Below are 19,910 nucleotides of genomic sequence, written 5' to 3' on the forward strand. Positions count from 1 at the left end.
GTGACGGGCGGGGTAACGACCGGGGGGGTGATCGCACCGCTCGGCTGCTTTCCGCGGATGGCGTCACGGAGCTCGACCATCGCCTGCATGGACAGGGGGCGAGCATTGTTGCCCGAGGCGCGGAGCTCAACGTCCTCCCACTGCGACGACTTCTTCGGGTCGAACGTCTCCAGGAACGGCGACACCCAGGCGAGCACGTCCAGGTTCTTCACGCACCAGGCCCGCATGGCCCGCAGGTAGGCGGCCCCCTGCTTGTCCGACACCGACTTGAGGCCGGTCTCGGATATCGCCATCAGCTTGCCCTTGGACCGGGCAAAGTTGGCGAGCCAGTCTAGGCCGTAGCCCTCGGTGCGGAACCGCTCAAAGACGGCCGCGCCGTCCTCCTGCCCGACATATTGGGCCTCGATGTACCCATCCCAGGAGATAACGTCGACATACTCGTCGCCCGGCCAGCCCCACATCGGCGGCTTCTCGCCGCGGTTGTAGTTCCAGTCGATGATCGCTTTGGGGCGATACCGGCGGAAAGCGTCGACCTGATGCCGGAAGCCGGCGGCGACTTTCTTGCCGTCGGCCTCAGTATAGGCAGACCAAAGCATCCATCGCCCGTTCCACTCCACCCAGCTGCGGAACACCGGCTCATATGCGATATCGCCCAGCGCCGCGTCGATCGCCTTGGCGGAATCGTCATAGTAGCCGTTGTACTTGCCAGCTGCCGCATCGGTGATGTTCCCGCCACGAGGGAAGGCCGGCTGCGTGATCTGCAGCTTCACGCCGACCTTCTTGGCGTCGTCGATGGTGTACTTTTCGCTCTCATCCACGTTGCCGCGCATGGAGCTGATGAAGTTTGGCCAGTCCCGGATGTCGCCATGGAGCTGAAGGAAGTCGGGCTTGCCCAGCCAAGCCACGATGGCGTTGACGCGGCTCAGGCCGTAGCCCGGGTAGAAGCCAAACTCAGCCATCTTGTTCTCCCGTGAAGGACGCAGAAAAGGCGCCCTCCTTCCGGAGTGACGCCTTGGCAGGACAAAGGTGACGACTTCTAAATTGCTTCGAGCACCTTGCCGTGCTTCCGCTGATTTTCCAGCGCCCACAACGGGCGAAGGTTGGTGTAGTGGCAGGCAGCTTTTGCCTGCGCTGGATCCGTCAGATCGAATGCAATCAGGGGGCGGATGTGATCCAGGTGCCAGCGGCCATAGTTCTCCCACGACATCCCATCCTGGAAGAGGCTGGCTATGTAGCTACGGAACTCTGGGATAGTCATGCCTAGGTCACGAACCGCAGAGACGCCCCGAGTTTTCCCCATCATTGCTTTGCAGAGCCGATGCCGAAGATTTTTGGAGATGCGCCGCTGAAGGTTTGTTGCCAGCTGCAAGGCGTCATAGGCGCGAGATGTTGCTAGGTGACGTTCTCGGTTGTTCGCACGCCACACCTTCTTACGAACGACCTGTAAGGCGGCATATTCCGGATCAGCCCGGCGCATTTTGTTGCGCTCGGCCTCTTTCTCAGGGTCTTTGTTCTTCTGATAATTTCGAAGGTAGGCCAAGTATTTTTCTCGGCGCTCCGGATTTGAAGCTAGCCTTTCTTTCCGTTTTTCATAAAGGCGAGCGCTGTTAGCTTTCTGGTAAGCCGATCGTGCTTTCCGGATCTCTTCTGCTTTCTCAGGTGTACGATTGGCAGCGGAGGCGACCGCTTTCAGTCGCTCGCATTCGCAACAGTTGGCGCTTGACGTAAATCTCTTGCCTTCCCAATCAGGGTGGAGGCGACAAACTTTCCCGAAGTAAGTTGTCACCCCCGCAGATTTTGCTTGGCTGTAGCTCAGCCGAGTTGTCCCCGGCGGAATAAATCTTAGCTTCTCGAACCGCGCCGCGTGCACCTCCTTGCGGATGCAGCCGCAAGATGTGGTGGCTCCAGATTTCAGATGGCGAAGCTGGATAGTTTTTTCTGTCCCGCACTCACAGCGGCAGCAAACAGTAAGTTTCCCCTTAGCCCGAACCGGAGCCTTGATAATCAGCAGCCGTCCGAATTTTGTGTCCATGCCTGCACTGTAAAGCGTTCCACTTCTCCGGCCAGATCGCCGGCTTGGGCCGAACATCACATCCGATTCATCAGGCGGTTTCTGCCCGGACCGCAACGCTGGCGGCATCCCAGTTCGCCTCCCAGGCCCCTCGGTGAGGCCGACCCGGCCTCCACAGCCGTTCCGCGTAGCACTCCCAGGCCGGCGCCTGGTCGACCGGGATCTTGTAGGGGTCGGTCAGCAGGAGGAGGCGGGCGAAGCCATAGGCCAGCCCGTCGTGCCCCTCGATCGCGCGCCAGACATGGGCCGGCTCGGGGCGGACGGACGCCGCGTCGCACAACTGGCGCGCCATGGCGCTGGTCTTGCCGTGGCGCAGCACGAGGATCATTCCGCCTGTCTGTTCCCCCTGCCAGAACGACCGAGCCGGCCCGGCATTGCCATTTGCGAGGATCTGGAACCGATGTGTGCAGGCGCTCTCCTGCCCGGCCACAGCCAGCAGGAAGCGGAGTGCCTCGGGCGAGGACCGGATGCCCGCGGCCTGCTCGGCCCACGCAGCAGCCGGGCGCATGATGCGGCGTAGGAAATCGGCATGGGTCATCGCATACCTCGCGCTGCGGCCAGCGACCGGCCGTTGAGATCGTCGGTGGATGGGGTGGGGATGGAGGCCTGAGGCGCCGGCAGAGACAGCATCGGCGCAGACGCCGCGATGGCATCGAGCCGCTGGTTGGCGGCGTGGCTCGCCGTCGAGTTCCCGAAGAAGAACTGCTGCACTGCGCCGAGCACGCCGGAAACGCCGGCGAAGACCGACGAGAAGACGACCTCATTGCCGCTGGGCAGCCCAGTGAAGGCGAGCCGGAGGGCCATGACGCCCCAAATGCCTAAGATGACCGCGGCGCCGGTCACCTGCGCCCAGGCGACTAGGTTGCTTTTCGTCGCCGTGTCGCGGGCATGCTGCACGTCGGCCAGCTCGGCCCGGCGCACCTCCAGCGCAATGCGGGCAAGCTCCTGTCGAAGCTGCGCCTGCTGGTCCGGCGGCAGATTGCGGATCACCTCCGCGTCGGTCGTCCCGGCGATGGCCTCAGCTGCAGCCTCGACCAGCCCGCCCGCCTTCTTGCCAGCCAGCATCTCGACCAGCACCGGGGCCAAGCCCAGCGCAGCCGCAATCAGGGGCGCCATGCGGGCCCTCCTCAGGTCAGATTGTCAGGGGTGCGGCAGCCGGCCGCGCGGGGTCAGTGGGAGGCCGGCGTTCCTGGCGGTGGCTTGCGAGGCATGTGCTGCAGCTGGGGCATCTGCGCCGGCAGAAGCTCTTGCGGGATGGGCTGCCGGTTCTTGCCGGCCTCGTAGAGGCTCAGCAGCGCCTGGGGCATCGGCGCGCTGAACTTGCCGGCCGCATGGACAGCCATGTAGAGGTTGACCAGCTCGTGCCGGAACTCACGGCCGAGCTCCTCCGCCATCCGCCCTTTGTCCCACCCCTCGTCGCGGTTGGCGGCGACCTCAAGAAGCTTGGCCTCGAGGCGCTCAATCTCGCCGCGCTTCCTGGCGTTGGCCCGCTCAACGATGGCGAGATCCTCTGCGGCCCGGGCTCGGACCGCTTCGATCTCTTCCTTGTGCCGCTTCGCGAGCGCCTCGATCTCATCGTTCAGGCGCTTCACATTGCGGTCGCGGCTTTCGTCGAGCGCAGCGAACCCGCGATCCTGCCGATCACGACGTTGGGCCTCGCGCTCAGCGTCCGCCTTCTCCTCCTCGCGCTTGTCCTTCCGATAGTCTCGATAGGCTCGCCAGAGGAAGAAGAGGATGCCTAAGATTCCGGTGCCGACGCCGCCAAGCAGCGCCTGAGCAGCGGGTGGGAGACTCTCTAGCGCGAGCTGCACGCGTTGGCTCTCCGGGTCAGCACATGAGCCAGGATGTATAGGTTCATCCCAGACGCCATCCCGTACATCGCCTGCACCTGCGACAGGCCGGTGCTCAGACCGACCGCCCATGCGAGCGTCAAGTACCAGATGACCATCGTCCCGGCAGTGAGGGCGCGCAGCCACTTTTTCGGCTGCTCGAATGGGTGCCGATGATCGCGCGGATCATCAAGATGCAGGGCCCAGGGCTGCAACGCAGCAAGGGCGCCGACTAAGCACAGCGTCATCGGCTCCGAGACGGACTGCGAAAGCAGGTCCATACTCGGCGCCGACTTGCCGTTGCTGTGGTTGATCAGTGCTATCGCCGCCAGGCCGACTGTGCCGCAGCCAGAGAAAACCTCCAGCAGATCGGCACGGCGGTGCACAATTCTCGAAATCCATTGGCCGATGCGGACGATAGGCAGCAAGGGGCCAGCCATCATGCCCTCCCCAAAGGTGCGAGCCATTCTGCGGATCACCGTTCAGCCTTGTTCAAGGGCGTTTCGGGCACTGCATCGGTCATCCCGGAATTGGGCATGTCCATCCTCCCAGCTTACGCCGAGCGATCACGGACTTTGATGACTGCGTTGGACGGCCCGGTGTAAGTCGGCACAGCGGCATCCACTCCGCTGTAGTCGATCAGCACACGCTTGGTGGCGATGGTTCCGTCCCCCGTCCAGCCGACGTAGCGCTGACCACCGGAAGCGGTCAGCCGCGCCTCTAGGCATTCCAGCGCGTAGCCAGCCGCTTCCTCGACTTGCAGCGCACTGCCCTGCGGATTGTTCGAGACCACGCCTGCCAGGGTGATGCCGCGATTGGGTGCGGGATCAATCCCATAAGCAGTGCCAGTTTGCGGCACGGCCTGGTTGCAGTAGGGCGTGATGAAGACGCTGTGGCGCGCCGCGCTGTTGATTGTGGCCTGGCCCACAGTGAGGCGGGTCGCGCCTGAGATCTGCATGCCGTCATAGGCCGAATAGGTGGCCTGCTCGGTGCCGATGAAGACCTGGCCGATGTCGGCGTCTTCGATGTTCTGCAGGTTCACGCCATAGTCGTTGTAACGCGGCGCGGAGCCCTGCTTCGAGAGGAACCAGCCGGAATCGATGGCGTAGACCCGTTTCGCCGAGAACCGCTTCAGCGGCGTCGCCAAGTTCGCGGTCCAGGTCTTGAGAGCGGTCTGCCCGGACTGGTAGGTGATGATGTCGTCGCAGTGGATGTCGCTCGATGGGATGGTTCCGGAGCGGACGCCGCCGACGCGGACAGCATGCTCAGGCGATCCGCGGCTGAAGACCGGGCCGACCCGCGCCTGGACCACGCCCTCGAACAGGAGCGCGTTCTCGCCAGGGCCAGGCGTCGCGTTCGGGCTCGCGCCATCGAAGCGATACCGTCCGATCTCGATGTCCTTGCAGTTGTCCCAGGCCAGACCAGCCCGCGCCAACTCGACCACAGCGTCATCTATCCGAGCGCCCACCAGCTGCGTGGCCTGAGCATTGCAGTTGAAGGCGAAGTCCTGGCGCTTGATGTGGAGCGACTTAATGCGGGTTCCGGGGCCACCAATCGTGACAGCGACGTCAAACTTGTTCGCGCCAGATGCCGCCTTGTTGTTGATCTGGACATCCGCGTCGATTTTGACGCTGTGGACCAGTGGACCCTGAGCCTCGGTCAGGCGACCAAACAACGCAGCGCGATAGGCTATAAAGCCGGCTCGGGAATAGAGGTTGTAGCTGTCAAGCTCCACCTCACCCGCAAAGACGTGAACATAGCTTCTCGTCGCCGGCCCCTGATACTGCAGCACGCTATCGTTGAGATCGATACGGCAGGGAGGGATGATGAGGCCGGTCTTGGACAACTGGAAGATTTGCCGCCGGTTTACCTTGTAGGTTCGGCGGCGGCCTGTCGAAGCGAAGTAAGCGTTCGCGTCAGCGATCAAGCTATCCCAGCAGGCATTGTTCCAGACCGCGTCTCCGGCCGCATCGCGGCCTCGAAACAGCAGACGGGCATTCATGTCGACGCAGTCGCCGCGCTCTCCCTGGATGGTGGAGCGCTGTAGATACGGGGATGCGAATTCAGTGTCGATGTCGAGCGGCAAAATTGGCAGCGTCTCGACCGTGATGGCCTTTCGCGCCGAGCCCGAAAGATCAGTGGCGGGCGCCGTCGGCAGGACCAGCTTGTCGAACTTGAAAGGATCTCCGACATCGGTCCCCGCCGCGTTCTTCACCAGGTTCGGGGCGACGCTCGGGTCGGTCAGCGCGGCGGCCGCCGTCTGGGCGGTCTCCGCGAATTCACCGGCCGCTATGCGCTCATCCCGCGCCATGTCGGCTGCGTCGAGGGCGATGATCTCGCTTGCCGCAGCGCTCTCGGCGAAGGGGCGGGCCGCCTCCGCCCCGACGCGATTAGCCTCGGGGATAGCCGCGGACGCACCAGCCGCGGCCGCGGCGGCCTGCATCGAGCGCCATTCCTCAATGGTGAGCAGCGTAGGAGCGCCCCCATCGTCTGGGACGTCATAGACGATGTCGGCGGTCTCAGCGCTAGGGGACTCGATCCGCAGCCAGACCCGCCAGGCGCCGGGCACATCCGACGGGACGTCGACGCGCAGCGTCCCAGGGCTGCTCTCGGCGATGGCGAGCGGCTGCCCAGGGGCATCTGTCCCCAGCGTGCCGGGCATCCAGTAGAGCGCCGAGGCGCCGCCTGCTCCGGGCACCAGAGCGCGGGTCTGCGCATCCACGACATCGAAATACACCGGCTGGGTCGAGCCGATGTTCACGCGCTGACGGCGAGCCGAATAGTAGGCGCCAAGGCGCGGACGCAGGACCACATCCACGGCGAGCGTGCTCGACATGCGCAATCTCCAGATTTTAGGGGTGGCCTAGCGGCCGATGGCGACGACGGTCAGCGCCGTGTTGGGAGCGGGCTCGAACGGGCCATCTGTCAGCAGGAGCGTGCCTCTGCTGCGTTTGACGGCAGCCGTGCAGCCGGTGGTCGTCGTGGCCGTGATGCCGCCGCCGATCTCCTGGTTGCCCGACCAGCCGGAGCGGACCAAGACGAGCGGGGCGGCGACGAAAGCCGATGAAAAGGCGTAGCTGGCCACCGCCGAGCTATTGCTTGTGGCGGTGTACTGCTCGACCCGCAGGGGTGCTCCAGGAGCGCCTTGGAGGCTGGCGAGCCACTGCGCCTCGGTGCCAGCGAAGCCCGCGACCTTGGCCACCTCATAGGCGCTCTTCCCGGCCGGGCCCGGGACGGTCGACGCCGCCCCCTTGAGGGAAGCCACCTAGTCCGCCTCGCTGCCGGTGAACCCGAGCTTCTGCGCGATCTGGTAGGCGCTCAGCCCGGGGTCGCCCTTGGTCGTGGTGATCTGGCTCAGAACCAGCTGCACGATAGCGCTAATCTCGGCGATGACCGGCCGCATCGGCGAGCCCTGCAGAAGTCTGGCCTTCTCCGCGCCGGTCAGAGGGAGCTTGGCCGGTTCGCCCTTCGGCATTGCCATGCTGGGTCTCCTATGAAGGGGCCAGGATCTGGGCTGTTCGGGCATTCGCCGCCGCGGCACTGCCCATGAGTTGCGCCAGGGCCGCAGCCATTGCATCGCGGAGCATTGGGAAATCCGCATCGCGCGGATCGAGATACGCCGCACCCTCATAGTAGCGGCGGAGGCGTGCGGAAACTTGGTCGATCACGGCGTCGAGCACATCGGCCTCGGCGTCCGTGGTGCGCCTCCAGATGTCGGCCTTGTAGGTCACGCCGGGCGGGGCAGGCTGCGCGACCGGGCCCGGAGGCGGGAGAAGCGTGACCTTGCTCATCCCCCCAGCGGCGACGATCTGCTCGACCAGACCATTTTCCACCGGTCGAGGAACGTTGACCGTCTGCTTGTGCGCATCGAGCGCCGCAGCGAATGCAGCCACTCGAGCGGCAAGCTCCCCGTCCCCCCAGGACGACCAAACCTCATAAGGGATGTCCACGGTCACGCGCCTCCGACGTAGAGGATGAAATTGTCGATCGAGAACGGCGGCAGGTTCTGCGACACGCCAGCGCCGCTGGAGTTGACCGTGATGTTGGCGTTCTCGGGCTGGATCGTGATCGAGGCCGGCACGCTGCTGGTTGCGCCGTTGTTGACGCCCGCGATGACATTGACGTCGTTGGGGCCGGCCAGCAGCTTGGCCACGGTAGGGATTACCTGATCGTAGTTGTGGGCGTGCGCCACCTGCGAATAGGTGTGGGCGTGCGGCGTCTGAGTGATCCCATGGGTGTGGGCCGGGGTGCGGTCGTCACCACCCGAGAAGTTCAGCTGTGACGCGCTGGCGTTGCCGATGGTCGATGCCAGCCGCCCGGCCGACGTGCCGCCCATGTTGTCTCGACCGATCATCACTCGCCCACGGCGGTCGGGCAGAGTGAAGGTGGTCGTCCCGTTGCCCGTGCCGTGCGGATATCCGCCGGCGGCATAGCGCGCGTTGAGTGCTGGATAGTCGGCGCGGTTGACGTTCCGCCCATCCGGCCAGAGGTAGCCAGGCGGGAGGTCGCCGCCAGTGTAGGGCACGAGCTCGCCGATCTCGCGCGTGATGGCGTGCGCTAGCCGCCAGGAAAAGCCATCGCAGATGGCGCGGATGAGCTGCCCTGCGCTGATATCGCCAGGCCGCAGAAGCGCGCTGGTCTGTCGGATCAGCGGCAGCGCCCCCAGAGCGCCCACAGCCAGCGTCGCCGTGCTGGTGTTGGTGAGCGTGGCGACAAACTCCACAGCCGCCCCAGCAGTGTTGCCGGCCAGAGCGACCGCGGGGCTCACCGTGATGGCGTTCGCCGTGCCGCCAGCCGTGTTGCACCAGATCGCGCCGCCGAGGGCGTCGCCGCCGAGACTGATTGCGCCATTGGCCAGGCGGATCGCCACCGCCGTCGAGATCGCCCAGTTGTAGACGCGGCATGTCCCGGTGAAGGTAAGCCGTGACGTGGTCCCGGCCGAATTGCCACGCACGGTGGTCCGGGTGAGGGTGTTTGGGCTGCCGGCCGCCAGCGTCGCGACGCCCCATTCCCAGTTCGAGCCGTTGTCAGTCAGGACGTAGTACGCCTGATCCCCATCCGAGAAGGTCGAGGCGCTGATCCAGGCCTTTCGTCCGGTCGGGGGGCCGGCCAGGTTGATCGTGGCCGAGGAGCCTGGCGCATTGACGATTTCTTCGACGAGGTCGCGAAGCATTCAGAGGCGCTCCGTGATGCGGGCAGACCAGGTCCGATAGAGACCGGTGCCGTTGACGTAGCCGACAGCCGCCGGCCGAAGCAGGCCAAGGATGGTGTCGCGGTTGATGGTGTCGGTCTGGGTCGAGAAGGGGACGAAGAGGACGTTGTCCCCGGCGTTGCCCACCCGGATCACGGCGTCGAGGGTCGCCAGGCCGGCGGCGAACTCAGCGGCGGGGATCGAGCCGAAGCGGAGGTCCCATCCCCGGCGCTGGAACTGCGTGATCGGGTATTCCTGCCCGCCACGGGTGGTCTGCGTCTCCTGCGTCGCCGTGCGATCCCAGGCCGACTGATAGGACAGCCCGCGCCTCATCTCGATCGCCGGGCCCGCCCAGAGGTTGGCGGCGCGCAGGTAGCCATCGACGTTCGACGCGTTGACGATCCGAACCTGGCAGTAGCGGCCCGTCACCTCGGCCGGCGCGACATGCACCGTCTGCCGGTCTGACACGCCGACCACATTGCCGCTGTAGTAGGTCGGCGAGGACATGTCGGCGTTGTCGCTCACCGTCCATTGGACGATCGCCGTCGCCGATAAGTTGGCGTTGCAGACCGCAAAGAGGCGCCAGGTCGCGCCCACCCCGCCGTCAATGCGCACTGTCGCCGTCGTCGTGCCCGCGGGCGTCTGCCAGCTACTCGCCGGGTCGCCATGCGCGCCGCCCAGGTTTGCCGCCGGCGCGCTAGCCAGGGCCGCCGAGGCGGTGATGACGCCCGTCGCCGCCCGGTTCAGGATCCCCCAGAAAGCCGGCATCAGACGAGCACCTGCAGCGTCACCGCAGTCTGACCAGCACGCCGCTGCTCGCCCACAACCTGGCCCAGCTTCCCGGCGCGCAGGTCTGCCGCCGGATAGGTCACGCGGACCACAGAGCCGAGGTCCAGGCTCATGGCGATCTCCTCAGGCAAGTCGATATCATAGAGCCGGGGTCTTGAGCCCCATTGCGCCCCGATCGCCGTGGCAATCAGCCGCGCATGCGTGACGGACAGGAGCGCCGTGGGGATCAGATCCGGATCTGACGGATTGGCATACACGGCCAGAATGCTGTTGCTCGACCATGTGCCTACCAGCCACTCCTGGCCGACGGCTCTGCGCTGCGCATCGGTGAGACCGGCGTTGAGGCTTGACGTCATCGGCGTATGGTTGCGGCGACCGCCTAGTCGCCAGCGATAGGCCGGCGGGTCCAGGGGAGCAGACAGCTGTTGTGCGGCTAGCCTGATGATCTGTGCAGTAGACAGTGTTGCCGCTGGCGCAATGTTCGATGGAATCGATCTTAAGAGCACACACGACAGCTGGCCGTCGCGCATCGGCACCAACTTTGCCCCCAGGGACCGAAGAAACAGCCCGACAGCGCCGGCGCCTGTGGTCGCGTCGCCACTCGGCCAATACCAGCCGCCGGGGTACTGATAGGTATCGCTCAATGCCGTGAAGGCCGCCGAGTTGACCATTGACGACGGGATGCCAAGATCCTCTGTCATGATGTACTGAGCGACGAGCGCCGCGCGGTTGACGGTCCCAGCTATTGGGAAACTGCCGGTTACGTCAGCGGTGATAACGCCGACCGCGGTGCTGCCCAGCTGGAAAATTCCGCGGGCATTGTTGGTCCTGAACTGCCCTGCTGGAGTGGTGCCCGTATAGAGGTCTGCCACGTCCCCGGCCGAGGTGAAAACTGCGGCGCCTCCCTCGTAGACCTGCACCACGGTCCCAGGCGCGTCGTTGTACTGGTAGATGCGTGCAACAGGATCGATCAGTAGAGGTTGGATTCCCCGGACAGGGAGGGAAGTGATGCCTCCTCTCGTTCGGGGGATCGTAGTCCCGCCCATGTCCGCAGCCCCGTTCAGACCTCCGGTCCCCGCGTAGGTGTTCCGGAGGTAGGGCCGCTGCAGCGCGTAAGTCGGATCGCGCAGGGGGATCTCAAGCTCGGCCTCAGTGAGCCGCCAGCTTTCCGCCAATCCAGCAAACAGCGTCGTAAGTGCCGTCGACACCGGATCAACGAAGTAGCCCCGGTCGCTGTCGTAGACCCGGCGCCCTGTCTTGATGGTAACCCGGCGACTGTCGCTCGTGTAATCCGTCGCCAGCTGGTCGAAGCGACCATTGTCGTTGACCAGGACAGCGCGGCCTACCGTCATCGGCGCAGCGGACGAAGCGGGATCCAGCTCGAGGTGCCGGTCGATGTCAGGCGCTTCAAGCAGCACCGCCGGGTAATTGATGACGTCGCCGGCCGCCTGCTCTGTCCGATAGCCGACGTCGGAGGCGCGCACGGTGGTCGTGTCCTCGAGCACCGCGGCATCCGGCATGGGGCTGCCCCAGGCGCCGATGGCGCTCCAGCCATAGCGGCCTGTGCTGCTGACGGATCCAGGCCGATAGGCGGCGACCTCGATCGTGGTGAAGGCGGGGCCGGTCATGCGGCCCTGCGGGCCATGAGCGCTGTGAACTGCTGCAGCTCACGCCGCATGGCCGCATTCTCCTCCTGCATCCGCCCCAGTGCAGCGACCAGCGTTTCCGTTTGGGTCTGCGTGATCTGCTGCTGGAACGACGCCGTCAGCGTGTCCGGCGTCAGCGTCCCGATCTGGTCCAGCGCCGACTTCACCTGCTCGAAGGCCGAGGCATACCCGCTGCCCGAGCCGTAGAGGTTCCGCGCCGCGGTTAGGTAGTCCTGCGACAGGCCCTGGAACTGCCCAAGTGCGCCAGCATCGCCGCGAAGCGCCGCCTCCTGATTGCTCAGGTAGAGCGACCGCGCCGTCATGAACTGCTCGGACGCGCCCAGCGGGCTGGCATCGCTGTAGTTCAGGCTGCGGGCATAGTCGGCGAGGCTGCCGATCACCCCTGCAGCGTTGCTGGCTGCCTGCTGCTCGGCCTGCTTGATCTGCTCGGCATAACGCTGTTGCACCGCCAGGCGCTCGGCGCCCAGAGTCTCCTCCAGGGTGACCATACGCTGCGCAATGGCATCCGCGGTCAGCCCGAGAGCCTCGAGCGAAGACCGGAAGCTGGCCCGCTCGGCGATGGCGGCGATATCGAACGAGAGAAGGTCGGCGTCCCGATCGTTCCCCGTCGCGCGCATGCGGCGAATGTCGAGACCGCGGTCGATCCCCCAAACTGTCGCATCACGCTGCTGCTGCAGCGAGAAGACCTGCTCCAGCTGCTTCTGTACGAGTTGGTCCGTCGCCAGGCCAAGCTCGCCCGCCCGCACCTTCGCGCTGTCGAAGGACGCCATCACCGCGTCGATCGACTGCTGGAACGCGCTGACCGCCTCGGGCGGGTTGATCAGCGGGTCGAACACTTCCTTGACCCAGGCGACATTGGCCAGCGCCCGGTCCAAGTTGTCGTCGCCGGCGTAGGCCTTCCCGAGCTCGCTCTGGATCACCTGCTGCATGGCGGCGCTGCCACCGCGCAGACCACCCAGCAGAGCCAGCGTCATGTTGCGCTGGTCTTCTTCGGGACGAGAGTCCTTCCCGAAATGCTGCTGCCCGACCACGCCGCTGTCGAGCGACAGGCCAAGCCCGTTGATGGTCGTGTTCAGCTTGACCAGAGCTTCCTGCACAGCCCCGATCGCCTCGGCGTCGTCCATCCACTTGGACTTCGAGCCGGTCACATCGAGCTGGCCGTCAGCGTTGACGCCAAACTGGACACTTGCAGCAGGCCGTGGCGCGTTAGCGCCGAATAGGCCGCCCAGCAGACCACCGCCTGAGCCACCCAGTAGACCGCCAAGCAGGACGCCCGCCGGCCCACCAAGCAGAAAGCCGAGGCCGGCGCCCGCCAATCCCCCCGCGCCGGCGCCGATCATGCCGCCCGTGCTCTTGCCTCCAACGAGAGTGTTCAGCAGCGTGCCGGCGCCGAAGCCGAGCCCGGCGCCGCCAAGCAAACTCCCAAGCGACAGCGATGACGCGCCGGCCGCAGCTACGGCAGCCGGGGTCGCCGGACCTGCTACCCCTCCCATGCCGGCCAGAGCCGCCGTCGTCGCGGCGCCGAGATTACCTGTCGTCAGGATCGGCATCGACATCAGCCCGGCGAGCGAACCAAAGCTCGTTAGGCTCGACGCCGCCGCAGTCCCACCAGATAGTCCAAGCCAACTGCTGACGCCGCCAAGCCCAAGCGCCTCGCTGAAGCTGGAACCCATACCGTGCAGCTGGAGCAGGTTGCCTAGGCCGCCTCCCGAACTCCCGCCCGCGCCAAGGCCGCCGGCTGCGGCCGCAGCAGAACCGGCGCTACCAAATGCCATTCCCCCAGAGACGATTGGCGCCACAATCGGCCGAATGATCGCCTCGGCCGCAATGCGCGCGAGGATGCCCGTGGCCGTCCGCCGCATGTTCGACCACATGCGGTCCCAGCCGCCCTCGGTCGTGGCGAACATGTCGGCAAAGAGGTCCGACCCATAGCGAACCACATCGTCGGTGGTGCGCTCGGCTTGCTGCTGCTGTTTCTCCAGCAGCCGCTCGGTCTCCTTGGCCCGCTTCTCGACCCCCTTGGGGTCGAGCGCAGTGCCACGCATGCTGTCGCGTATCGCGCGCAGAGCCGTGACGTCGTTCTCGCTGCCGACCAGGAGCCCCGACTGGCCATCTCGCCGCAGCGTGTCCCAGACGCGGGCTAGAGCTGTCGCTTCGGCCCGCTCCTGCGCCAAGGCCTCAGCGCTAGCCCGGCGCGATGCCGCGGCGGATTCCCGCGCCCGACGCTCAGCCTCTCGCTTCGCTTCCTCGGCCTTGGCGGTCTCATTCGCAAGAGTGCGCTCGGCTTGGACGGCTTCTGTCGCAGCACGCGTGCGCTCGGCCGCGCCTTGGATGAATAGGCGATTGCGCTCTGCCTCATCCTGCACAGTCTGCTGAAGCCGCTGTGCCTCCGCTGCGGCGAGTTCGTTTTCTGTCTTGCGGATCTTGGCGGCATCCGACTGTGCTTCAGTCGCCGCCTTCAGCGCATCGAGGCCGCCTGTCCTCAGCGCCTGCAGTCGGGCGTTGGTGTCGGAAATGCTCTGCTGGAGGGTCGCGAAAGGTGTCTTTGCCGCGTCGGCCTGGCGCATGAGGTCGGCAAGTGCGCCGACAGCCCCTGGAATGCTCTCACCGCGAAGGGCGTTGAGCATCTGGTCGACAAGCTTCAGTGCATCGCTGTTGTCGAGCAGCTTGGGCCGCAGCCCGTCGAGGCCCTTGACCAGCGGCTCAAGCGTGCTGGTGAGAGGGCCACCCATACGCTGAGCGGCAGACAGCCCGTTGGACAGTTCCAGAGAGCGCTCTGCCGCGTTCGCAGTCGACAGGCTGTATTGATCCAGAACGCGCGTGACCGCCTGGACCTGCGCCGGCAGATCTCCAAAGCTGACATCTGCAATGCTGCCCGTGGCGACCGACCGCGCCGTCCGAAGTCGGCTCACGATGGGTGAAAGATCGACGCCCTGGTCCATCAATCGGTCGGTATCGGCCGTCAGTTCGGCACGGCGCGCCGCCAGCTGTCGCTCCTCATACTGCTTCACGTCAGCAGTGAGACCCTGGTACCGGGAGCGCAGGACATTTAGTCGCTCGGCCTGCTTGTCCAGGCCGGACACCCATTCCTCAGCCGCCTTCGTCGTCGCCTCATACTGGGCGTTGACGCGCTTCATCACCTCGTCGTGCTGCTCGAGGACAGTCTTCCCCTCTAGCAGGCGATAGACCACAGCGCCGATCGCCACACCCGCCCCAGCAAGCGCGCCAATCATGCCAAAGCCGCCGAGGAGCTGAGGCAGCTGCTGCGCCAAAGCCGTGATGGCTGACTGGCCGCTCGCTACCTGAACGAAGAAGTCGCCCACTTGGTACGATGCGTTCTGGACCTGGTGCGCAACCTGGTTCGATGACCGCGCCAGGTTATCGTTCGCAGTCGCCAACTGGGCCGCGGCCCGGCCGTTGCTCTCGTATCGAGTTTGCAGAGCCTGCAGCACCTGCGATGCCCGCTCAGTGCTAACCACGCCAGCTTCCTGGGCGCGCTGCACCAGTAGGGTAGCCTGCTCGTACTGGCGCTGCTTTCCCGCCGTTGTATTCAGGCGCGCCTCGAGCTGACTAAATGCAGCATCAACCTGAGGAAGGCCTTCGACGCCAATCTTGATGGGCAGATCACCCGCGGATCCGGACATCTGACCTCCTCAAGCCAAAGCGAATGGCCGCGAATGGGCCTTATGACTCTTTGGCGCGCCGCGCCTTGGCCTCTTCTCCGTCAAGGAGAGAGAAGGCGCGCATCAGCCAAGCAGCCTGATCGCCCACGCCGCCGACTCCCGGCAGCTGAGCCAGTCCACCCATGCCGCCCTGGCAGCGAAACCAGAGGCTGACGACGTGGAAGATGTTCCGCGGAATGTAGAAGCGAGGGTTGGGCTTCCAGAGCCGGCCGCCAGCCTCCCAGTAGCCGCCTTCCGGTGGGCGAACAACGTCCGGGAAAGCACCGGGCGCCGACCGCATCACTTGGAAGGCGGCTGTCAGTTTCCCGCGTCTTCCTTCGTCGGGTTGATCATGCCGAGAGCGACCTGCGCCAGGGCGGCCACGTCACCAGCAGGCAGGCTCTTGGAGATGTAGGAGCCCTCGAGCTTCTCCCCCTCGGCCGGCGGCTCAAAGGACGGCAGACCTTCGCCTTCCCAGCCGACCACGCAGAGGGCAACCAGCTCGGCGTGCTCGGAGCGGTCGAGCTTGAGGGCCAGGGCGCGCATCTCCTGCAGCGCCTTGTCGTCGCGCACGGCCCACTCCGCCACCTTGCGGGCCACATCGGCTTTCATCAGCCGCTGCCGGGCATCGGACACCAGCTTGTTCGGCTCCCGCAGCGCCTCGGGGTCGGTCTCGCCGATCGGCAGCTGCAGGCGCGCATCCTGGAAGGCGATCTCGGCCGCCTCGTATTCGTCGATTGCGGCGGCCATCTCGGGTTTGCCGGCGCGGCCCAGGGCCTCGCGGATCTCCCAATTGATCACCGCCGCCGTCGGCCTCATGGCGTAGCCGGACGCGGTCGCCAGATTGCCGGCTTCGTCGAAGCTCGGCGCGCGCACGGTGTAACGGCGGCCCTCGAAGCTCTTCGTCGTGCGGACGCCGGTCTTGGTCACCACGGTCATGCTCAGAACACCGACAAGAACATGCCCTGCCCGGGGACGTCCGGGACGAGGGTGAGGTTGTCGACGCCCATCTCGCCGCGGTTCGCGTCGTCATAGGCGCTGATGCGAAGGCTGGGGTTGGTCACCGCGATCCGGTTGCCGACGGTCGAGCCCATCAGGCCGGCGAAAGGCATGCTCGTGCCGACCCGGAACTTGCCGAAGCGAGAGGCGCTGTTGGTGGTCGAACTGAAGGGATCGATGGTGACCGAGGAGTTGGCCGCGGTGATCTCCGGGGCGTCATAGCCCTCGGGCGCCTCCGGGTTCTCTGGGTCGTACATCGTCACGTTGGCGTTGTAGGTGTAGCGGGCGCAGCGCGCGACCACCCGATCCAGCCGGGAAAGGCCATTGGCCCAGATGGGCGCCTGCGGGCGGCTGATGGTGTTCCAGCCGGTCGGGAGCGCCACGGTCTCATAGGCGCCCAGCAGCTGGCCGCGCATGGTGAAGGTGATGAAGCCCGGGTTGCCGGCGACCATCTCCAGGCTCATCGAGCCCTTGCAGCCCACCAGGCGCCAGCGCTGCCCGCCACGATAGACGTAGATCGTGACCGGGCGGAACTGCGTCTCGTCGTCGGTAACGCGGTAGAGCCAGTTCGCCGGGATCTGCGCCAGCGTGGCCGTGCTGAGGACCGGGCTGAAGGTCATCGGGAAGGTGGCCACCCGCCCGGCCGTGTAGTCCAGCATGGTGGTCAGCTGAGGCCCGGTCGGATTTCCGGTTAGCACGGTGGGCATGCCGCGATAGGCCTGGGCAGTCGCCGCAAAGGGCGTCGCCAGGGTCGCAGTGGTGGCCGTGCCCGCCGTGGCGGCCGTCGGGGCACCCACCGAGGTCGCCTGCTGGACCTCCTCGAAGCGGCAGGCGCGCATCAGGCGGCCCCATTCCGGCGCCACGGTCGCCGAGCCACTCCCGCGGAGCGGCATGCGGATGGTGATCTGGGGCCGGATGCCAGTCGGGATTGGCGCATTCGGGTCGAACGACCCCGTCAGCGTCGGATCCTCGACCGTCTGCTGCGGCAGCGACCAGGTCGCCTCGGCGCCGATGAAGTCGGTGAGCGCGGGGGTGCCGGCGAAGGCGTCCTGGCCCTCGACCGTCTCCGTCTTGACCGCGACGGCAGAAAGCCGTGTGCGGGTGGTGTCGGTCGCCATGCGCCCGCCTCCTCATGCTGGAATTAGAAAGGGCGCCTCGCGGCGCCCCTGGGGTCAGTCCTTGGCCTTCTCGGCCTGCTTGTCCGCGGCTTTGTCGGCCGCCTTCAGAGCAGCATCCGGGTCCTTCGCGCGTCCGTCCTTGAGCGCCTCATGGTCAGCCGGCAGATAGGCGATCTGACCAGGCGCAAGGGCCGGACCAAACTCGCGCTCGATCTCCCTGACCACCAGAACCCGTTTCAGGTCCGGCAGAGGTGCGGTCGCGACGGTGGGCGCCGCGGCTTCCGCCGGGGCGTCGGAGGTCTTGTCGGTCATGGGGGGTCTCCTAGAGCGTCTCGACGAAGGCGTTGCCGCGCGTGGTCCAGACCTGGAACACGAATTCCTGGGTGAATCGGATGCCGGCCTTTTCCGAAGTCGCGGCGCCGGTGCGCTCGATGTCGAAGGCGGTGTCTTCGCCCCAGAGCTCCAGGGTGCCGTCAGCGAGAGGGATCTCGAGGGCGGCCTCGGGGAGGATGATCGCGCCGATGACGCGGGCCAGGAGGGCATTCATCTCGGCATCAAGGCCAGGCGCGTCGCCAGCGAACTCCGCTTCAACGAAGCCCTCAACCGTCCACGTCATCCGATAGGCTGTCTCGCCGACCGCCGGCGCAGGCGCCTGAGAATGAGGCCCATCGTAGCAGCGCAGGGCCGGGAAGATGGCATCGGAAGGGAGCTCGTCGGTCGGATTGCGCTCGATCGACCGCTCGGCATCGTTCATCTCCGGGAAAGCTGCCCGGAGATGCTGGTGAAGCGCCGCATAGACGGCTTCTCGGAAAGGAGTGCGCGGCATGATCAGTCCTGCCGCGCCAGCGTGAGCGTGTAGCTTATGCCGCGGGCATCGGCTTCAACGGTGGCAACCTTCCAGCCCTTTTCAGTGCCGAGGCCGATGAGGTCGCCCGGCTGAGGGCGAGCCTTCGGGCCATATCCGCTGAATGGGTTAAGCGAGGCATCGGTGATGACCGCCTCGGTCCTTACGGCGCCCTTGCCGGGGGTGTCGAAACCCCTCATCCCGGAATTCTCAGCCTGGCTGAAGATGAGGCGGACCGGGAAGGGAGTGCTGCTGCCCTTGTACTGGTAGACAGCATCCACCCCAAGGGCGGAGGCGGCCAAGTCTCTCCGCGCCATCGCGAAAGGGTCCATGGCCGCCTGCCGATCAGAACTTCTTCGCCCGGAGCAGGAGCTCCGGCATCGTGCAGTAGTGCAGAGGATAGGAGTAAATCTCCGGCTGGAACCAGAAGCCACGCTCCTGGTCGCGCACGATGATGCTGTAGATGTCCTCGCCGGGAGTGTTGACAAACTCCTCCGCCTCAAAGGGCGAATAGACCACGCCGAAGACGCCCGGCGCCCCAACCGGGAAAAAGCGCGCTTGGTCGGTGTTGATCGCGACGGTGGAGCCGTCGTCGGTGCCCCGATAGTTCACCCAGGTGATGCCGCCGAACTCGAGGGTGGTGAACGCCGTGTTCTCGCGCAGGCGAGCGCCTTCCTGGTAGCGGTAGGTGTCCACCACCTTGGGGTGAGCCACCAGCGCATCGAAGAAGTTGTCGCCGGCCATGGCGTAGATGCGCGTGCTCGGCAGGATGGCGCCCATCGCCTTGGTGCGCATCTGGCGAACCACCGCGACGCACTTGCCGCGAACGTCGGTCGCCGCGTCGTCTAGCTCGAAATCGATCAGCGCCGGCTCCGCCACACCGAAGAGGGTGTAGAAGTTTGCCAGCACGCTGGTGCCGTCGGCGTCGATCAGCTTACCCTGAATGGCGCCGAGCCGATGGAACTCGTGGGTCAGCTCCATGTCCTGTCGCTGCGAGGTCTGGATGCGGGTGATCTCGTCCTGGACCGCGACGAACTCGTCGGGGTTCTCGAACGAGCGCAGGTTCTGCAGCTCGTGCGCCTGCTTGCGCTGCCGCTTCGCCAGGCGCGGGGTGCGAAGATAGGCCTCCGCCCCCTCGTCGCTCTGACCAATCACCGGATCACCGCCGCGCTCAGTGGTCGGGATCAGGCTGATCTTGCCGTTGAGACGGCGCAGGGCGACCCGGTCAGTGCGGACCCGATCGACCTCGAACAGGTTCAGGCCGCCCAGATACTGGGGCTGGTAGGGCAGGCGCCGTGCCGCCCGCGTGAGCGGGATCGGCTTGAAGGCGTCATTCGCCAGAATGTCGAGAGAGGGCATCGTCGTGCTCCTTTAGCGAACCACGATGCCCAGCGCCGCGAGAGCAGCGATGGCCGTGTTCTTCTGCGGGTTGGTGATGCCGTTGGCCCAGGTCAGCGCCTTGCCGTCAGCCTCGAAGTCACGGGCCAGCACCACCACGCGCCGGTCTTCGGTGGTGGCGTCGGCGTCGTCGAAGAGGATGCCCATCGCGTTCTGGCTACCGTCGCTGGCGCCGGGGGCATGCGGGACCACCTTGCCGCCGGTGGTCACACGGCCCAGCACCGTGCCAGCCACGCCAACGCTGCCGGAGGCGAGCGTCTCGTGCTGCCGGGAGCGCCAGAAGTTGCTCTCGCCCGCGATGAAATGGCCGGCGCCGCGGCCGTAAGGAACAGTGACCATGGA

Annotated in this window: 21 protein-coding genes; all 21 read right to left on the bottom strand. The window is 65.9% G+C overall.

The features are described from left to right. Positions 1–959, bottom strand: a 959-nt coding sequence (locus BKE38_RS05090) for a glycosyl hydrolase (protein WP_207553495.1), incomplete at its 3' end; no start/stop codon positions are given. Between the two features lie 77 nt (positions 960–1,036). Beyond that, positions 1,037–2,032 (bottom strand): hypothetical protein, encoded by a 996-nt coding sequence (locus BKE38_RS31295; RefSeq protein WP_131829488.1) that lies wholly within the window; start codon positions 2,030–2,032, stop codon positions 1,037–1,039. Positions 2,033–2,102: 70 nt separating this feature from the next. Then, complete coding sequence (locus BKE38_RS05100) at positions 2,103–2,609, bottom strand: hypothetical protein (protein ID WP_076956289.1); 507 nt, start codon at positions 2,607–2,609, stop codon at positions 2,103–2,105. Then, positions 2,606–3,187, bottom strand: coding sequence for a hypothetical protein (locus BKE38_RS05105; RefSeq protein ID WP_076956290.1), 582 nt, complete (start codon positions 3,185–3,187; stop codon positions 2,606–2,608). The genes BKE38_RS05100 and BKE38_RS05105 overlap by 4 nt, the downstream gene beginning before the upstream one ends. A gap of 53 nt (positions 3,188–3,240) precedes the next feature. Continuing rightward, a complete protein-coding gene (locus tag BKE38_RS05110) occupies positions 3,241–3,882 on the bottom strand; it encodes a hypothetical protein (protein WP_076956291.1) in 642 nt (213 codons plus the stop codon). Then, positions 3,867–4,367 carry a hypothetical protein gene (locus BKE38_RS05115; protein ID WP_076956292.1) on the bottom strand — a complete coding sequence of 167 codons (501 nt, stop codon included), beginning with the start codon at positions 4,365–4,367 and terminating at the stop codon, positions 3,867–3,869. The genes BKE38_RS05110 and BKE38_RS05115 overlap by 16 nt, the downstream gene beginning before the upstream one ends. Before the next feature lie 86 nt (positions 4,368–4,453). Continuing rightward, complete coding sequence (locus BKE38_RS05120; protein ID WP_076956293.1) at positions 4,454–6,736, bottom strand: hypothetical protein; 2,283 nt, start codon at positions 6,734–6,736, stop codon at positions 4,454–4,456. 27 nt (positions 6,737–6,763) lie between these two features. Continuing rightward, entirely contained in the window at positions 6,764–7,165 is a 402-nt protein-coding gene (locus tag BKE38_RS32770) for a hypothetical protein (protein WP_076956294.1), read from the bottom strand. Then, entirely contained in the window at positions 7,166–7,381 is a 216-nt protein-coding gene (locus BKE38_RS32775) for a hypothetical protein (RefSeq protein ID WP_076956295.1), read from the bottom strand. It abuts the gene before it with no gap. 10 nt (positions 7,382–7,391) lie between these two features. After that, on the bottom strand, positions 7,392–7,856 hold the full coding sequence (locus tag BKE38_RS05135) for a hypothetical protein (RefSeq protein ID WP_131829489.1): 465 nt from the start codon (positions 7,854–7,856) through the stop codon (positions 7,392–7,394). Continuing rightward, positions 7,853–9,073: a tail fiber protein gene (locus BKE38_RS05140; RefSeq protein WP_076956297.1), complete on the bottom strand. Its 1,221-nt coding sequence runs from the start codon at positions 9,071–9,073 to the stop codon at positions 7,853–7,855. The genes BKE38_RS05135 and BKE38_RS05140 overlap by 4 nt, the downstream gene beginning before the upstream one ends. Further along, the gene (locus BKE38_RS05145; protein ID WP_076956298.1) at positions 9,074–9,859 is read right to left on the bottom strand and encodes a hypothetical protein; all 786 of its coding nucleotides are present in this window, start codon (positions 9,857–9,859) and stop codon (positions 9,074–9,076) included. Next, positions 9,859–11,508, bottom strand: a complete 1,650-nt coding sequence (locus tag BKE38_RS05150) for a hypothetical protein (RefSeq protein ID WP_076956299.1) — start codon at positions 11,506–11,508, stop codon at positions 9,859–9,861. Before BKE38_RS05150 ends, BKE38_RS05145 begins: the two co-directional genes overlap by 1 nt. Continuing rightward, positions 11,505–15,191 carry a coiled-coil domain-containing protein gene (locus BKE38_RS05155; protein ID WP_076956300.1) on the bottom strand — a complete coding sequence of 1,229 codons (3,687 nt, stop codon included), beginning with the start codon at positions 15,189–15,191 and terminating at the stop codon, positions 11,505–11,507. Before BKE38_RS05155 ends, BKE38_RS05150 begins: the two co-directional genes overlap by 4 nt. 336 nt (positions 15,192–15,527) lie before the next feature. Further along, positions 15,528–16,148 (bottom strand): hypothetical protein, encoded by a 621-nt coding sequence (locus BKE38_RS05165; RefSeq protein ID WP_076956302.1) that lies wholly within the window; start codon positions 16,146–16,148, stop codon positions 15,528–15,530. Between the two features lie 2 nt (positions 16,149–16,150). Further along, a complete protein-coding gene (locus tag BKE38_RS05170; protein WP_076956303.1) occupies positions 16,151–17,326 on the bottom strand; it encodes a hypothetical protein in 1,176 nt (391 codons plus the stop codon). A gap of 54 nt (positions 17,327–17,380) precedes the next feature. Then, entirely contained in the window at positions 17,381–17,638 is a 258-nt protein-coding gene (locus BKE38_RS05175; RefSeq protein WP_076956304.1) for a hypothetical protein, read from the bottom strand. 10 nt (positions 17,639–17,648) lie between these two features. Next, the gene (locus tag BKE38_RS05180; protein ID WP_076956305.1) at positions 17,649–18,080 is read right to left on the bottom strand and encodes a hypothetical protein; all 432 of its coding nucleotides are present in this window, start codon (positions 18,078–18,080) and stop codon (positions 17,649–17,651) included. Between the two features lie 74 nt (positions 18,081–18,154). Then, positions 18,155–18,502 carry a head-tail joining protein gene (locus BKE38_RS05185; protein WP_076956306.1) on the bottom strand — a complete coding sequence of 116 codons (348 nt, stop codon included), beginning with the start codon at positions 18,500–18,502 and terminating at the stop codon, positions 18,155–18,157. A 13-nt stretch (positions 18,503–18,515) separates the two neighbouring features. Beyond that, the gene (locus BKE38_RS05190; RefSeq protein ID WP_076956307.1) at positions 18,516–19,529 is read right to left on the bottom strand and encodes a major capsid protein; all 1,014 of its coding nucleotides are present in this window, start codon (positions 19,527–19,529) and stop codon (positions 18,516–18,518) included. 12 nt (positions 19,530–19,541) lie between these two features. Further along, positions 19,542–19,907 carry a head decoration protein gene (locus tag BKE38_RS05195; protein ID WP_076956308.1) on the bottom strand — a complete coding sequence of 122 codons (366 nt, stop codon included), beginning with the start codon at positions 19,905–19,907 and terminating at the stop codon, positions 19,542–19,544. Positions 19,908–19,910: the final 3 nt, after the last annotated feature.

The sequence above is a fragment of the Teichococcus deserti genome (genome assembly GCF_001982615.1).
GTDB classification, from domain to species: domain Bacteria; phylum Pseudomonadota; class Alphaproteobacteria; order Acetobacterales; family Acetobacteraceae; genus Pseudoroseomonas; species Pseudoroseomonas deserti.

Bases quoted from the DNA above. Each gene is read 5' to 3' on its own strand.
- BKE38_RS31295 (WP_131829488.1), bottom strand. From the start codon at position 2,032: ATGGACACAAAATTCGGACGGCTGCTGATTATCAAGGCTCCGGTTCGG.
- BKE38_RS05100 (WP_076956289.1), bottom strand. From the start codon at position 2,609: ATGACCCATGCCGATTTCCTACGCCGCATCATGCGCCCGGCTGCTGCG.
- BKE38_RS05105 (WP_076956290.1), bottom strand. From the start codon at position 3,187: ATGGCGCCCCTGATTGCGGCTGCGCTGGGCTTGGCCCCGGTGCTGGTC.
- BKE38_RS05115 (WP_076956292.1), bottom strand. From the start codon at position 4,367: ATGGCTCGCACCTTTGGGGAGGGCATGATGGCTGGCCCCTTGCTGCCT.
- BKE38_RS05120 (WP_076956293.1), bottom strand. From the start codon at position 6,736: ATGTCGAGCACGCTCGCCGTGGATGTGGTCCTGCGTCCGCGCCTTGGC.
- BKE38_RS32775 (WP_076956295.1), bottom strand. From the start codon at position 7,381: ATGGCAATGCCGAAGGGCGAACCGGCCAAGCTCCCTCTGACCGGCGCG.
- BKE38_RS05140 (WP_076956297.1), bottom strand. From the start codon at position 9,073: ATGCTTCGCGACCTCGTCGAAGAAATCGTCAATGCGCCAGGCTCCTCG.
- BKE38_RS05145 (WP_076956298.1), bottom strand. From the start codon at position 9,859: ATGCCGGCTTTCTGGGGGATCCTGAACCGGGCGGCGACGGGCGTCATC.
- BKE38_RS05150 (WP_076956299.1), bottom strand. From the start codon at position 11,508: ATGACCGGCCCCGCCTTCACCACGATCGAGGTCGCCGCCTATCGGCCT.
- BKE38_RS05155 (WP_076956300.1), bottom strand. From the start codon at position 15,191: ATGTCCGGATCCGCGGGTGATCTGCCCATCAAGATTGGCGTCGAAGGC.
- BKE38_RS05165 (WP_076956302.1), bottom strand. From the start codon at position 16,148: ATGACCGTGGTGACCAAGACCGGCGTCCGCACGACGAAGAGCTTCGAG.
- BKE38_RS05170 (WP_076956303.1), bottom strand. From the start codon at position 17,326: ATGGCGACCGACACCACCCGCACACGGCTTTCTGCCGTCGCGGTCAAG.
- BKE38_RS05175 (WP_076956304.1), bottom strand. From the start codon at position 17,638: ATGACCGACAAGACCTCCGACGCCCCGGCGGAAGCCGCGGCGCCCACC.
- BKE38_RS05180 (WP_076956305.1), bottom strand. From the start codon at position 18,080: ATGAACGATGCCGAGCGGTCGATCGAGCGCAATCCGACCGACGAGCTC.
- BKE38_RS05185 (WP_076956306.1), bottom strand. From the start codon at position 18,502: ATGGACCCTTTCGCGATGGCGCGGAGAGACTTGGCCGCCTCCGCCCTT.
- BKE38_RS05190 (WP_076956307.1), bottom strand. From the start codon at position 19,529: ATGCCCTCTCTCGACATTCTGGCGAATGACGCCTTCAAGCCGATCCCG.
- BKE38_RS05195 (WP_076956308.1), bottom strand. From the start codon at position 19,907: ATGGTCACTGTTCCTTACGGCCGCGGCGCCGGCCATTTCATCGCGGGC.